The sequence below is a fragment of the Chryseobacterium sp. SIMBA_038 genome (assembly GCF_046535115.1).
Taxonomy (GTDB): domain Bacteria; phylum Bacteroidota; class Bacteroidia; order Flavobacteriales; family Weeksellaceae; genus Chryseobacterium.
Genome location: NZ_JAWRXH010000001.1, coordinates 1061535 through 1075812, shown reverse-complemented (window position 1 = coordinate 1075812; position 14278 = coordinate 1061535). Strand labels below are relative to the sequence as shown.

Sequence of the window (14278 nt, the reverse complement as noted above, 5' to 3'; positions counted from 1 at the left end):
ATTAAGATTAAAAATAAAATCTGCAAAATCTACGATTGTAAGGAAAATCATAGAGAGAAAATTAACCTCTTAAAGTATCTTATAAATTTCGGTATTTCTTAAAAAAACACGACATTTGTAACTCGAAAAATTCAAATAAAATTTTCAAAATTTAATAAATGAAGATATCAAATAACTGGCTGAAAGATTATATAAAAACGGAATTAAAACCTGAAAGAATTGGTGAATTCCTTACTGATATCGGTCTTGAGGTTGAAGGGATAGATAAATTTGAAAGTATCAAAGGAAGCTTGGAAGGGACCATCGTGGGTAAAGTTTTAACTTGCGAGAAACACCCTAATGCAGATAAATTGAATAAAACAACAGTAGATGTAGGAAACGGAAAGGTGTTAAACATCGTTTGCGGTGCTCCGAATGTTGCGGCTGGACAAACTGTTCCTGTTGCTGTTGTCGGAACCAAAATCTATGATAAAGAAGGCGGATTTTTTGAGATCAAAGAAGCGAAAATCAGAGGAGAGGTTTCTCAGGGGATGATTTGTGCTGAGGACGAATTAGGTCTTAGCAACGATCACGGGGGAATCATGGTGTTGGATGAAGAAAAATATGAAGTAGGAAAGAATTTCGCTGATTATTTTGAATTGACAAACGACGAAGTTTTCGAAATCGGATTAACGCCAAACAGAACCGATGCAATGTCTCATTACGGAGTTGCAAGAGATCTATTTGCTTTTCTTTCAACAAATAAGCAGAAGTCAGAATTTGAAAAAGTAAGTTCTGAATCTTTAAATAACGAAGGTTCTCACAGCTTTACGTTGGAAGTTGAGGACGCAGAATTATGTCCAAGATATATCGGAGCGGTGATCGAAGATGTAAACGTTGCAGAATCTCCGGCTTGGCTGAAAAACAGATTAAAAGCAATCGGATTAAGTCCGATCAATAATATTGTAGACATTACGAATTATATTCTTCACGGTTTCGGGCAACCACTTCACGCTTTTGATGCAGATAAAATTGCAGATAAAAAAGTGAAAGTTGGAACCGTAAAAGAAGGAACAAAATTCACGACTTTAGATGGTGTTGAAAGAACTTTAAACGGTTCTGAGATCATGATCAAAGACGGAAAAGATAACCCTATGTGTATTGCCGGAGTTTTCGGTGGTGCTAATTCAGGTGTTTCTAACGAGACGAAAACCATTTTCTTGGAAAGTGCTTATTTCAATCCGGTAGCGGTGAGAAAAGGAGCGAAATTCCACGGTTTGAATACAGATGCATCTTTCAGATTTGAAAGAGGTGTAGATCCAAATATCACTAGAACTGCCATTACTCACGCAATCAAAATGATTCAGGAGTTAGCTGGCGGGAAATTGACGGGTGATTTGTTGGAAGAATATCCAAAGAAAATCGAAGACAATTATGTGATCATCAGATTTTCTAAAATCGAGCAGATTTTAGGAACAAAAATTCACAGAGAAAAGGTAAAAGAAATTTTAAAAGCTCTTGAAATTCAGGTTTTAAATGAAATTCAGAATGGTTTTGAAATCTCAGTTCCTGCTTACAGAGCGGATGTTACGAGAGAAATCGACGTTATTGAGGAGATTTTAAGAATCTACGGATATAATAAGATCGAAGCTCCACAAAAGATATCTTTCACACCTGTGAAGCTTAGTGCAAAAGATCAGGATGAATTGGAAAATAATTGGGCAAGAACTTTACAGAGCCTTGGTTTCAATGAAGTAATGAACAACTCATTAACTTCTGTAAAAGATGAAACTGATGCTGTAAGATTGTTGAATCCGTTAAGTAATGATTTGGCATTCATGAGAAAGTCTTTATTAGAAGGACTTTTGGAAAATGCTATTTACAATATCAATAGAAAAAATCAGGATATCAAATTCTTTGAATTCGGAAAAATTTATCACAAAAAAGATAAATATGAAGAAAGAAAGCAAATGGCAATTTTGATTTCAGGAAGAAATGTTGCTGAAAACTGGTTACAGCCAAAATCTGCGACAGATTTCTATAATTTAAAAGCTTACGTAAAGGTTTTATTAGAAAGATTAGCAATTGATTATAAAGAAGTTGCTTTATCTGACGATAGATTCTCAGATGCTTTAGCATATGAAGTTGACGGAAAAGTTTTAGTAAGAATCGGAAAAGTTGCTCCTCAGATGTTGAAAGATTTCGATATCGAGCAAGAATGTTTCTATGCTGAAATTGAATTGGAATTTGCTCAGGAATTGCGTTCTACAAACGAATTGAAATTCAAAGATATTCCAAAATTCAACAAAATAAGAAGAGATTTAGCTTTATTGATTGATAAAAATATTACGTATCAGGAATTGTTTGAGACGGCTAAGAAGAATAAATCTCCATTCATTAAAAACATCAATTTATTCGATGTTTACGAAGGGAAAAATCTTCCGGAAGGTAAGAAATCGTATGCAATGAGCTTTGAATTACTGAACGAAGAGAAAACATTGGAAGAAAAAGAAATTTCTCACGTAATGGATTCTCTGATTAAGTCTTTCCAAAAAGAATTTAATGCAGAATTGAGATCATAATATTGATACAACATTAAAAATTATATATTTCAGAACGGACTTTTTTAGTCCGTTTTTTTGTTTTAAAAATAAATAAAACCTAAACTTTGTCATTCCGTAGGAATCTAGACAACGTTACATTAATTCAACAGTTTAGATTCCTACGGAATGACAAAATGCGAATAATAATGTACATAATTAAGCTTAAATAATTTGTAATATTCATGAAAAAACTTTGGTGAAATTTATGTTTAACGAAACAATAAAAACCTCTGAAACCCGTTTAAATAATATAATTTCCGTAAATTTGATTAAATCAAAAAAGAAAAAAATGAAAAATCTTTTTTTAAGTATATGTGCAGCAGCGGTTTTGGCATCGTGTGGAACAATGTCTAGTCCATCTGCTTCTAAAGTAGGAAAATCTCAACCTTCATTGGCAAATACAAAATGGACGTTGGCGGATAATGTAAAAGGAAAAGTTCCGACTTTGAACATTGAAGGTGAAAAGATCAATGGAAATGCAGGATGTAATAATTACTTCGGAACTGCCAAAGTAGATATAGCGACAGGGAGTTTTTCTGCGGGGCAAATGGGTTCTACAAGAATGGCTTGCGATAATATGAGCGTAGAGCAGAATTTTATGGATATGGTAGGAAAGGCCAATAAATATGTGGTTTCCGGAAATACCTTAGAATTATATAAAGACAATCTTTTACTATTGAAATTCAATAAAGCAGAATAAATAAAAAAGGAACTCAATTTGAGTTCCTTTTTTTATGTTTAGATATTTCTTATTCTTCCTCTTCTTCGTCGTACTTAGCCAACTCCTCATCACACCATTTGAATGCCGCTTCTACCACTTTAGTAGCCTCATCTGCCATAGTTTCTTCATCATCACCTTCCAAATCATCTAACCACTCAACTTCTTCTTCCTCAACGTTTAAGATAAATCTTGGATATTCTGTATGAACTACGAATAAATCTTCAGGAAATTCCGAATTATCTGCTAATAAAAACTTTGGTAACTTCATTTTTTTAATGTTTTAACTTTAACCAAAGATAATAAAATTATTGATACTTGTTCTTGTCGATACTAATTTTTTGCAAAACTTTATAGCGTGTAAGCGTTGTTCTTTTTAAAGTGTCTTCGGGCTTAAAAGTAATGCTTACCTGAGGGTTTACGGTACTTATTAATTCTGCAACCTGTATTTTTTCTAAATCTTTTTCTTCGATGATAAAAAATTGTAAAGGGACTTTGTCTAATTTTTCAGACTGTAAAAATTTAGTAATTTCTTTTCTGTTTTCAAGGTAATTTCCTTTTGAAAGCCATGTAAATGCAGCTCCGGAAAGTAAACTTAAAGCTCCAATAACATACACTTTAAGATCAAATATCTGGAATAGTTTCCTGAAATAAACGATCCAGATCGGTAAGCTGAAAGGCGCCATTAATCTATAATCTATGGGATTCACAGAATAAAAATATTGGATAAAATAAGAACATATAATTCCAATAATACTCACAGAAACATAGAAAAATTCAGGATCTGAAAGCTTCTTTTTTACAAATAAATAAATGATCAGAAGAATATTGACAAACCCAATTCCGTAAATAATATAATTGATTTTTCCTCCTGCCGGATTCGCAATGTGAATAAACGGATTGAAAGTTGTACATAATCCCTGGAATAACTCAATCAAAAGCTGAGGAGTAGTATGAAGCCCCATTTCCAGGAACATTTTCACGTAATTTGCATTAAAATAATCAATAAAGAGAAATTTATACAAAACAATGAAAACACAGCCAATCGCAGCAGAAATTATAAACGATAAAGAGTATTTTCTTTTCCAGAAAATAAGTCCGTAAAGTCCGGTTCCTGCAATGGTAAACAACGCGCTATATCGTACATTATAAAGAGCAATTAAAGCTAATGAAAGATAAAAAACAGCTTTCCATTTTTCTAATTTCCCTGTAATGATCAGCATTGCGGTATATAAAAAAAGAAATACAAAAGGGAGAATCAATGCTTCGCTCATCGTATACGAATAGATGGAAAGAAAGCTGAATAAGGCACTTAAAATAATTGTTTCTCTAAAATAAAATTTCTTTTTCCAAGCAAAAATTATGATAAAAAGAAATGCTAAAATACCGACAACTTTACTGCTCCAAAATTCATCAAACCCAAAATAGGTGAAAAACTTGATACTTAAAGGATATCCTAATGGTGTTGTGGTATTATCAATTATTGGAAAAGCACGAGCCGTTCTCATGTATCGGATAGAGTCCGGATTTACACGGCCTTTTTCATTCAGTAAAAAACGCAAAATGGTCATCACTAAAGTAATGATGACCATTGATATCTGAATATATTTTTCTTTAAATTTCATCGAAGAAAAGTAGTGAATTTTGTAATACAAGTCAATTTTTAAAATTAACTATTGACAATTCACTCATTCACCTCTCTTATTTTGCAAACATTTTAGCCACTTTTTCAGCCTTTTTGCTTTCAGAATAATCGTAGAAACCTTCACCAGATTTTACGCCTAATTTTCCGGCCATTACCATGTTTACCAACAATGGATTTGGAGCGTATTTAGGATTTTTGAAACCGTCATACATTACATTTAAAATAGCTAAACAAACATCCAGACCGATAAAATCGGCCAATTGAAGAGGTCCCATCGGGTGAGCCATCCCTAATTTCATTACTGTATCGATCTCTTCAACACCAGCAACACCATTGTAAAGCGTTTCGATAGATTCGTTGATCATCGGCATCAAAATTCTGTTTGCCACAAAACCTGGGTAATCGTTAACCTCTACAGGCACTTTTCCTAACGTTTTGCTCATATCGTAAATGATATCAAAAGTTTCTTTAGAAGTAGAATATCCCTTGATAATTTCAACCAATTTCATGATTGGAACAGGGTTCATAAAGTGCATTCCGATCACTTTGTCGGCTCTTTTTGTAGCAGCAGCGATTTTAGTGATAGAAATTGAAGAAGTATTTGTTGCCAGAATACAGTTTGCAGGAGCCAATTCGTCCATTTGAGCGAATATTTTTAACTTTAATTCCTGATTTTCTGTTGCAGCTTCTACAATTAGATCTGCTTCAGTTGCAGCATTTTTAAGTTCCGTGAAAGTAGTTATGTTACCTAAAGTTTCTGCTTTTTGCTCTTCAGTAAGGTTTCCTTTTGCGATGATTCTGTCCAGATTGGTTGTAATTGTTTTTAAACCTCTGTCCAAAGCATCCTGAGATACGTCTACTAAATTTACTTTAAAACCGCTTTGAGCGAAAGTATGTGCAATACCATTTCCCATGGTTCCAGCTCCGATAACTACGATGTTTTTGATCATTTTCCTTAAATTATTTTTTATAGATAGTTAAATTTCTTGCGTTGGATAAGTCGGCTTTTTTTACCGTTTCTGTTTCATCAAAACCCACCGTTCCGTCATGATTTTTCTTTCTTGCGTTATTTTGAGTTTCAATAGCAGATTGCAGACCTTTTGTAAAAGCAAGAGCCTGTTTTTTCGAAAAGTTGTCGGTTCCGATGTATAAATGGAATTCACCTTCTCTTCCCAATCCGCTTTGTTTGTAGATTTCCAGATTTTTAATTTTATTTTTTTTCTGAAATTTGCTTACATAATTCATTACCGGATCTGTTGATGGAGTACCACAACAAATGCTTCCGTATCTTATTTGTAAATAGTTTTCACTTTTCTGTGCCCAAAAGAATGAAAAACTGAAAATTCCTGCGATTAATAATATTTTTTTCATGTTGATATTTTTTATTTGATAAGTAAGACTCAATTAGTGTGCCTTTGTTATTTCGTAGAAACTTCCAATGACAATTTTGAATATTTAAACTCACTTAAAAAACGGTTTAAAAATAAGCTTTAAAATTTACTTATTAAAATGATCCCAAACAGTTTTAGAAATATCAGAAATAATCTTGCAGTTTACGGCATCGGTTTCCGTAGAATTGCTTACAAATAAGGCAATTGCGTAATGTTTTCCGTTGGGTAAAGTTACAATTCCTATTTCATTTTCGGCACCGGTCAATCCATCTTTATTCTTTCCGGAAGCTCCCGTTTTGCGGGCTACAGGAGTGTTTTCCGGCAATTGTTCTATCATTTTGTTTAATCCTGTTTTTGTTCCCAGCATTACTTCCATCAGGTAGTTTGTAGAATTTTTAGAGAGTAATTTTCTGTCGTAGAATTTTTTCAGAACCTGAACTGCAGAATTAGTCGTGCTGTAATTTTCATACTGTGCGTTCCAATCTTTGTGCATCACTTCTTCATTATATTTTATCTGAAAACCTTTTACACCTTTAGAATCCATAAATTTCTGAACAGTTTGCGTACCTCCAATTAAATTCAAAAGAATATCACAACCATTATTGTCGCTCATGGCAACGGTTTGATCGATGATTTCACTTAAAGGAACTTCCTCATTTTTATCTTTATATTTATCACGAAGAGGCGACCACGTATTTTCTAATAAATTTGATTTATCCAGTAAAATTTTCTGATCTAAAGACAGTTTTTGTTTATCAACAAGATCCAAAACAGCCGCCGCAATATGAAATTTGAAGACACTTTGCATCGGAAGTTTTTTCTCGCCGTTTTTATTAAAATTAAAATCATCTTCAAATCCTAAGACAGAAACGGCAACCGTCGCTTTTTTATCTTTAATAATTGAATTGATTTTTTTGTCTAAAACATTGTCTTGAGCAAAGGCAAATGCAGAGATCAAAAGAAAAAGAAATTTTATTTTTTTCATAATATTTTGGTTAAAAAAATCCCTCTTAGAAACTAAAAGGGATTTGCAATTTAAGATAATTATTATTTCACTTCAAAATAATTAAGATTAACTCCATCATTTTCGAACATTATTCTGATTTTATTTTCTCCTTTTTTAAGATTAACTCCTGTAGCAGAAACGGTTTTCCATATGTCATTTCCACCTGTTGAGTTTAAAGAAAAGGTTGCCAATTGTTTTCCTGAAGCATCCTCAATTCTAATTTTCCCGTTATTATTGCTGGAATATCTGATGTCAAAACTATAGCTTTTATCGGCTTTTGCATTAAATGTATATTGAATCCATTCTCCGGTTTCTGTTTTACCAACATAATATTGATTGGTGATTTTGTCGTTACATTTATAAATATCAACGCCGTCATTTCTCATTTGATTTCCTGAATTCCATTCAGATCTTTTGGCAGGATCGCTCACCCAAAGATTGATGAAATCTTTATCTAAATACGCCGAACCCATTCTTCCCAAATCATAATCCGAAGCGAAAATTTTCCCAGGAACCTGATTATTTTTAAACGGTTTTGTAGATCCATCCGTTGTCTGTCTGAACATCGCATCAATCACATCATTTTTAATTTCAGTGTTACTGAATTTATAATTGTCAGCGATTTTTGCTAAAGCTTTTGTTGAAAATTCTTTCGTTGGTTTTTCTCCTTCTTTCATCCAATAATCCAGTAATTTTTGATATTCGGGAGTGATTTTTACGTTGTTAATTCCTGCAATATTGTCGATCTTTTTCATCGGCCAGAAAGCATATCCGATATTATGTTTATCTAAAAGCTGGATCAATTCTGTAAACCAAACATTAGAATTTTCTCCTGTTTCTCCCAACCAGATTGGCATATTGTGCTTTTCTCTTAGATCTAATGCATTTTTTATTGTTGCATCATCATTATAATTCCAATATTTATGGAAACTGAAAACCATGTTATCATCCCAAATCGGTGTCAATCCGTTGTAATTATTTCCCCATCCGTTTCCTTCAAGAATGACGATGTGTTTTTTGTCAACCTGACGAATCGCTTCTGTAATGTCTTTTTGCAATTTCCAAAGAGGAGCGTTTGACATTTCATCAGTTCCGTTCGGATTTTTTCCAGTGAAATTGATGTTGGGTTCGTTGATTAAATCGTAACCACCAATCCACGGCTCATCTTTATATCTTTCTGCTAATTTCTTCCAAAGAGTGATTGTCTTTTTCTGATTTTCCTCGCTTTCCCAAAGTGATGGTTTTGATTTATCATTATCGGAAATATTCACATCATTTCCCTGTCCACCAGGCGCAGCGTGAAGGTCTAAAATTAAATACATTTTATTATCTGCACACCATTTTAAAAGATCATCCGTCATTTTAAAACCATCTTCCAACCATGTGTTTTGACCTTTTACAGATTCTTTTTCAATCGGTAAAGTATATAAATTGTAATGCATCGGAAGCCTGATCGAGTTAAATCCTGCCTTTTTCAGAAAATCAATATCCTGTTTTGTAATTCCGTTTTTTAAATAGACTTTATAGAAATCATTCATTCCCTTTTCACCGACTAATTCTACAATTTTTTCTTTGATCTTATATTGTGGACCTGCAAAATTGGCAGTCTTCAACATATAGCCTTCCTGCAGCATCCATCCTCCCAAACCAAGGCCTCTCAATTGAATATTTTCTCCTTTATCATTAACGATTTTCTGACCATTTGTTTTTAAAAGCTGTGATGTCCCAAATTGAGACAATAAAAAAGCGGATAATAGGAATGCTCTTTTCATAGTTTTGATTTTTAAAATATTAGGGGTTGTTTTTAGAATTAATTTTGATAATCACAAATATATTTAAAAATATTTGAATAAAGACTAAAATACCTCTTTGAAAATTATTCAAAGAGGTAATTTGATTATTAGTGATTGCTATTTGTTGAAGAATTTAATTTCTTATTCTTTTGCTGATAGCATATTGATTATTACATTTTAATATTAATAAGAAAATTGTATTACTGCCTGAGAATTTTCAAAGCGTGTTAAATAATCATTTGAGTTATATTCTAGAAGATTATTAAAAGTATCGAATTGATTTGTAGAATAGTTAAAGTAATTTGCCGACTTGACGTTGTTCTTGCCAATTAGATTAAAGCGATTCAAATAAATATTTAAAACCAATGGAAATATATAATAAGGATTTTTTTTATCATCATACGAATAATAATTATTTTCAGAATTATTATTCGTGTAACTATGAATCAGGTTCGTATTGTTGTCATACTCAAAGTAGGTTTCTATAATATAACTGCCAACATTATGTTTACTCTTAACGAGGAGTCCTGAATTATTAAGAAATAAAGTCATCTCTTCATTATAGATGCCAGAATATAAATTCGAAATTATAATTTTGTCCGCAACATATTCATATTTCTTTGAACTAATAAGAACTGATGGATTATCTATATAATAGGTATTAATCTGCGTTATTCTATTTTGTGAATCATAGATTATATCAGTTTTCATTGAACTGCTAATCATTTGGGTGATCTTGTCATTGTTATCGTACTTTATTTCAGCAGATGATCCAACATTGTAGTTTTTTATTGAACTACTAATTCTTTTTAGACGTAATACTGGCTCTGTTTGAGAATTATTAAATGCTGTATCTGAATTGTCATTTCTACAACTTGTAAGTAGAATGAGAAAGGATACTAAAATAAGTTTGCTAAATTTCATCATATGTGTGTTTTTTAAGTTTTAACTGATCAATTTCATAATCTCCAAAGCCACTTTCAAAGCTTCAGTTCCATCTTCCAACGAAACTTCTACATTTTTACCTTCGATAATAGCATCTGCGAAAGAATTTAATTCATCTAAAATTGCATTATTAGGTTGAATGTTCGGATATTCAAATAAAATCTGATTCTTTTCTCCGTCAGCATTTTCAATGATCATATCAAATGGAGTAGGGTTTTCAGGAGCATCTTTCATACGGATAACTTCTGCTTTTTTCTCTAAGAAATCAACGGAAATATAAGCATCTTTCTGGAAAAAACGGCTTTTTCTCATCGCTTTCATAGAAATTCTTGAAGTCGTAAGATTAGCAACGCATCCGTTTTCAAACTCAATTCTTGCGTTAGAAATATCCGGAGTTTTGCTTACTACACAAACACCGCTTGCATGAATATTTTTAACTTTAGATTTTACAACACTTAATAAAATATCAAGATCGTGAATCATTAAGTCTAAGACCACAGAAACATCCGTTCCACGAGGATTAAATTCCGCCAATCGGTGGATCTCGATAAACATAGGATTTTGAATGTAATCTTTTGCCCCAATAAAAGCAGGATTATATCTTTCAACGTGCCCAACCTGAGCTTTTATACCATTTTCACGACACTTTTGAAGAATCTCTTCTGCCTGTTCAAGCGTGTGAGTTACAGGTTTTTCGATAAAAAAATGAAGTCCTTTATTGATAGCTTTTAAAGCATAATCATAATGATAAATTGTTGGTGTTACAATATCCAACATCTCGATCTGATCCAAAAGATCTTCAAAGTTTTCAAAATATTTATAACCTAATTCGGCTTCTAATTTTTTTCCGTTTTCTACATCTTTATCATGGAAACCTACAAACTCATACTTATCTGATTGATTAAGAAGTCTTAAATGTATTTTTCCTAAATGTCCGGCACCTACCAAACCTGCTTTTAACATAGTTGTATTAAATTTTTGTAAATATACTGATTTTAGGTATTCGGTAATAGATGATAGGTTTTAGGTTGATAAATAGTATTTGTTTTATTATTTTTGTGCAAACTACCACCAGAAACCCCAATAACTACCATCTAATGACGCAAGATTCGTTTGTACATAAAGGAAAAAGAAAGATTTTGGTTGAATATCTTCGACACAAGATCGGAATTTCAGATGAAAATGTACTTTCGGCCATGAATGATGTTCCGAGACACCTTTTTATTGAAAGTATTTTTGAAGATTTCGCGTATGAAGATCGTGCTTTTCCTATTTTGGCGCATCAGACGATTTCGCATCCTTCAACCGTTGCAGAGCAATCTGAATTGCTACAGTTAAAATCAGGTGAAAAAGTGCTGGAAATTGGAACAGGATGTGGTTATCAGACCGCTGTACTTATAGCAATGAAAGGTTTGGTTTACACGGTTGAAAGGCAAAAAGATCTGTTCGATTTTTCTAAGAAAAAGTTAAGAGAAATGCATTTGTATCCCAAATTTCAAAGCTTTGGTGATGGTTTTGCCGGACTTCCGACTTTTGCGCCTTTCGATAAAATTATTGTGACTTGTGGCGCTTCAGTGTTGCCAACGGAACTTTTAAAACAATTAAAAGTTGGCGGAAAAATGGTCATTCCATTAGGTCCAACCGATGAGCAGGTTTTATACAGATTCACAAAACTTTCTCCGACTGAGATTGAAAAAGAAGAATTTGGAGCTTATAAATTTGTTCCGATGTTAGGTAAAACTAATCAATAACTGTAATTGTTGGCAAAACGCTAAGACGCAAAGATTAATAAAAAATATTTTTTTTAAGGCGCTAGAAAATCAAAGATTTTCAATGATGTTAAAGTCTTCAATTTTATCGAAGATAAAATCCTTGCGCCTTATTATATATAATTAAATTGAAAAATAGCGTCTTTGCGATGACCAACATTAAAAACCTACAAATTATCCCATAATATGGAAACCTCCATCAACATGGCGAATTTCTCCCGTAATTCTTGTTTCTTTTCTGAAAAGATGCACAATTTCGTGCGCCAGATCTTCAGGTAAAGCATTTCCTAACGGACTTGTTTGATTCGCTTTTTCAACATCTTCAGCATTCAAAGTTGCATTTCCGGCTTTGCTTCCCATGTATGGTGAAAAACGGATTGCATTAGCTCGAATTCCGTATTTTCTACCTAATTCATGCGCAATTTCCATGGTTAATCGTTCAAGCGCAGCTTTAGCAATACTGATATTAATGTAAGGAAAAGATGAAACTTTTTCTGCCGCAATATAACTTAGAGAAACAATAGAAGCTCCGTTTTGAAGCACATTATTGGAAAGTAAAGCCTGTGATAACGAAATCAAAGAAAACGCTGAAACATTCATGGTTTCATTAAATTCTTCTACAGTAACCTCCAGCATTGGCTTTACGGATTTTTGTCTGATTGTTTTATCCATTGCAATGGCGTGAAGAAATCCATTAAGTTTAATGTCTTTTTGATAGAGATCTTTCGCCAGAAAATCCAGACTTTCCGGTAATGTAACATCTAAAGGAGCGGTGTAAACCTGATCTCCCAAAACTTTATGACATGCCGTTTGAAAGTCATTATAGTTTTTATCAAGAAAGGCTTGCGCTTTTTCTGAAATATTTTTGTGAAAAGGAGTCACGCCTAATCCGGCGCACACAACTTTTCCATTATTTTCAAGGATTTTTTCGGCGGTTTTCATGGCAAGGGAATTTTCATCCGCGATGCCTGTTATAAGAAATGTCTGATCTTTCAGCATAATTTTTCTGTATTATTTAAAATAAAATATTGATTTTAAGCTTTATAAAGAGCGGTTCCCCAAGTCCATCCAGAGCCTACGGCTGCGAATAAAAGGATATTTCCGGGTTGTATTTTTCCACTTTTGTAAGTTTCATCAAGGACAATAGGAATTGTTCCGCCCGAAGTATTGGCGTATTTATCCATATTGGTCATTACTTTTTCAAAAGGGATATTCACTTTTCTGGCAGTTTCCTGAAGAATTCTAATACTCGGCTGGTGTGGAATTACCCAATCTACATCATCTGCTGAAAGTTTATTAGCTTCAAGAATTTCAGTAATAGTTTCAGGCAAAACTTTGGTTGCAGTATTGAAAACTTCCTTACCATTCATCTGAAAATAATGAAGTTTTTGCTTTAAAGTTTCTTCTGATGCAGGCATTTCAGAACCTCCGGCCGGAATGTTGAAATGATATTTTCCACGACCGTCTGCGTGAAGTTTAAAATCAAAGAAACCCTTATCTTCAGTTGTTCCTGAAAGTAAAATTGCTCCCGCACCATCTCCGAAAAACACAGAATCTTTTCGCTCCCAATCGGTAATGGTGGAAAAAGTATCAGCTCCGATAATTAAAACATTTTGGTACATTCCCGTTTCTATGAACTGGCAACCGATTGCAATGCCATATAAACCTCCTGAACAAACTGCCGAAATATCAAACGCTACTGCCTGATATGCGCCCATTTTTTCTTGAACGAAACACGCTGTAGATGGAGCCTGTCTGTCCGGAGTTGAAGTTGCTACAATAATCAAATCGATATCTTCCGGTTTTAAATTTGCTTCTTTTAATGCTTCCAAACCTGCTTTATAAGCCAAATCACTCGTTACTTCACCCACTGCAATTCTACGTTCCTTAATTCCTAAATTTTTATAGATCCACTCATCAGAAGAACCGATGGCTTCAAAAAAGTCGTTTTTCAATATTTTTGGAGGTACATAAGAACCTGTACCTTTTATAAAGGCATTTTTTTTAATCAGCATATTTTGCGGTATGTTTATAGATTTTGATTAATTTTTGATTTTAATGTAAAAACAAGGTAAATCTAGTGATAATTATATTAAATTAAAGTTTTGCCATTGTGTTTTTTTAATTTATTTTATGGGTGAATTTTCAAGGAATATTGGAAAATTTATCGGTATTATTAACCAAATTTAATACTGTTTCGGAATGAAAATTGTATCATTTTTATTAGCAAATCATTGAAATCATCACTCGATTTTAATACTATTCAAAAAAACGCAAAACAATTCAGGCTGTTGATGAAAATTTATTCTTAATGAATCGAGAGAGATATATGAAGATATAATTTTAAATAATAAATTTAAAAACCTCATTTTCAGTAGGAGTGAGGTTTTTTATTTTGAAAGTTTTAACTATTAATTACAAAATAAATA

Annotated in this window: 13 protein-coding genes; 3 read left to right on the top strand and 10 right to left on the bottom strand. The window is 32.8% G+C overall.

What is annotated here, in order from left to right:
* Window positions 1-158 precede the first annotated feature (158 nt).
* Together pheT and SB689_RS04885 are read left to right on the top strand one after the other, a co-directional pair.
* Window positions 159-2561 (top strand): phenylalanine--tRNA ligase subunit beta, encoded by a 2403-nt coding sequence (gene pheT, locus SB689_RS04890; protein WP_410691040.1) that lies wholly within the window; start codon window positions 159-161, stop codon window positions 2559-2561.
* Window positions 2562-2871: 310 nt separating this feature from the next.
* Window positions 2872-3282 (top strand): META domain-containing protein, encoded by a 411-nt coding sequence (locus tag SB689_RS04885; RefSeq protein WP_123984867.1) that lies wholly within the window; start codon window positions 2872-2874, stop codon window positions 3280-3282.
* A 49-nt stretch (window positions 3283-3331) separates the two neighbouring features.
* Here the strand turns inward: SB689_RS04885 and SB689_RS04880 are convergent, their stop codons facing one another.
* The 8 genes from SB689_RS04880 to SB689_RS04845 all read right to left on the bottom strand — a co-directional run bounded on the left by SB689_RS04880 (window position 3332) and on the right by SB689_RS04845 (window position 11043).
* A complete protein-coding gene (locus SB689_RS04880) occupies window positions 3332-3571 on the bottom strand; it encodes a hypothetical protein (RefSeq protein WP_007845674.1) in 240 nt (79 codons plus the stop codon).
* Window positions 3572-3608: 37 nt separating this feature from the next.
* Window positions 3609-4925: a hypothetical protein gene (locus SB689_RS04875; protein ID WP_410691039.1), complete on the bottom strand. Its 1317-nt coding sequence runs from the start codon at window positions 4923-4925 to the stop codon at window positions 3609-3611.
* 76 nt (window positions 4926-5001) lie between these two features.
* Window positions 5002-5892, bottom strand: a complete 891-nt coding sequence (locus SB689_RS04870; protein ID WP_410691289.1) for a 3-hydroxybutyryl-CoA dehydrogenase — start codon at window positions 5890-5892, stop codon at window positions 5002-5004.
* Window positions 5893-5905: 13 nt separating this feature from the next.
* Window positions 5906-6316: a hypothetical protein gene (locus SB689_RS04865; RefSeq protein WP_410691038.1), complete on the bottom strand. Its 411-nt coding sequence runs from the start codon at window positions 6314-6316 to the stop codon at window positions 5906-5908.
* 126 nt (window positions 6317-6442) lie between these two features.
* Window positions 6443-7321, bottom strand: coding sequence for a CGA/CIA family class A beta-lactamase (bla-A, locus tag SB689_RS04860; protein WP_410691037.1), 879 nt, complete (start codon window positions 7319-7321; stop codon window positions 6443-6445).
* Window positions 7322-7383: 62 nt separating this feature from the next.
* Window positions 7384-9114 (bottom strand): cellulase family glycosylhydrolase, encoded by a 1731-nt coding sequence (locus SB689_RS04855; RefSeq protein ID WP_410691036.1) that lies wholly within the window; start codon window positions 9112-9114, stop codon window positions 7384-7386.
* A gap of 204 nt (window positions 9115-9318) precedes the next feature.
* Window positions 9319-9846 carry a hypothetical protein gene (locus SB689_RS04850; RefSeq protein ID WP_410691035.1) on the bottom strand — a complete coding sequence of 176 codons (528 nt, stop codon included), beginning with the start codon at window positions 9844-9846 and terminating at the stop codon, window positions 9319-9321.
* A gap of 234 nt (window positions 9847-10080) precedes the next feature.
* Window positions 10081-11043, bottom strand: coding sequence for a Gfo/Idh/MocA family protein (locus SB689_RS04845; RefSeq protein ID WP_410691034.1), 963 nt, complete (start codon window positions 11041-11043; stop codon window positions 10081-10083).
* Window positions 11044-11177: 134 nt separating this feature from the next.
* Here SB689_RS04845 and SB689_RS04840 point away from each other — a divergent pair, with 134 nt between their 5' ends.
* On the top strand, window positions 11178-11831 hold the full coding sequence (locus SB689_RS04840) for a protein-L-isoaspartate(D-aspartate) O-methyltransferase (RefSeq protein WP_410691033.1): 654 nt from the start codon (window positions 11178-11180) through the stop codon (window positions 11829-11831).
* Between the two features lie 192 nt (window positions 11832-12023).
* On the opposite strand, the gene SB689_RS04835 is transcribed toward SB689_RS04840, so the two are convergent.
* On the bottom strand, window positions 12024-12848 hold the full coding sequence (locus SB689_RS04835) for an SDR family oxidoreductase (protein WP_410691032.1): 825 nt from the start codon (window positions 12846-12848) through the stop codon (window positions 12024-12026).
* 35 nt (window positions 12849-12883) lie between these two features.
* Complete coding sequence (locus tag SB689_RS04830) at window positions 12884-13864, bottom strand: 3-oxoacyl-ACP synthase III family protein (protein WP_410691031.1); 981 nt, start codon at window positions 13862-13864, stop codon at window positions 12884-12886.
* Window positions 13865-14278 lie beyond the last annotated feature (414 nt).

Coding starts and splice junctions, on each gene's coding strand:
- pheT (WP_410691040.1), top strand. CDS start 159: ATGAAGATATCAAATAACTGGCTGAAAGATTATATAAAAACGGAATTA.
- SB689_RS04880 (WP_007845674.1), bottom strand. CDS start 3,571: ATGAAGTTACCAAAGTTTTTATTAGCAGATAATTCGGAATTTCCTGAA.
- SB689_RS04855 (WP_410691036.1), bottom strand. CDS start 9,114: ATGAAAAGAGCATTCCTATTATCCGCTTTTTTATTGTCTCAATTTGGG.
- SB689_RS04845 (WP_410691034.1), bottom strand. CDS start 11,043: ATGTTAAAAGCAGGTTTGGTAGGTGCCGGACATTTAGGAAAAATACAT.
- SB689_RS04840 (WP_410691033.1), top strand. CDS start 11,178: ATGACGCAAGATTCGTTTGTACATAAAGGAAAAAGAAAGATTTTGGTT.
- SB689_RS04835 (WP_410691032.1), bottom strand. CDS start 12,848: ATGCTGAAAGATCAGACATTTCTTATAACAGGCATCGCGGATGAAAAT.
- SB689_RS04875 (WP_410691039.1), bottom strand. CDS start 4,925: ATGAAATTTAAAGAAAAATATATTCAGATATCAATGGTCATCATTACT.
- SB689_RS04830 (WP_410691031.1), bottom strand. CDS start 13,864: ATGCTGATTAAAAAAAATGCCTTTATAAAAGGTACAGGTTCTTATGTA.
- SB689_RS04865 (WP_410691038.1), bottom strand. CDS start 6,316: ATGAAAAAAATATTATTAATCGCAGGAATTTTCAGTTTTTCATTCTTT.
- bla-A (WP_410691037.1), bottom strand. CDS start 7,321: ATGAAAAAAATAAAATTTCTTTTTCTTTTGATCTCTGCATTTGCCTTT.
- SB689_RS04850 (WP_410691035.1), bottom strand. CDS start 9,846: ATGAAAACTGATATAATCTATGATTCACAAAATAGAATAACGCAGATT.
- SB689_RS04885 (WP_123984867.1), top strand. CDS start 2,872: ATGAAAAATCTTTTTTTAAGTATATGTGCAGCAGCGGTTTTGGCATCG.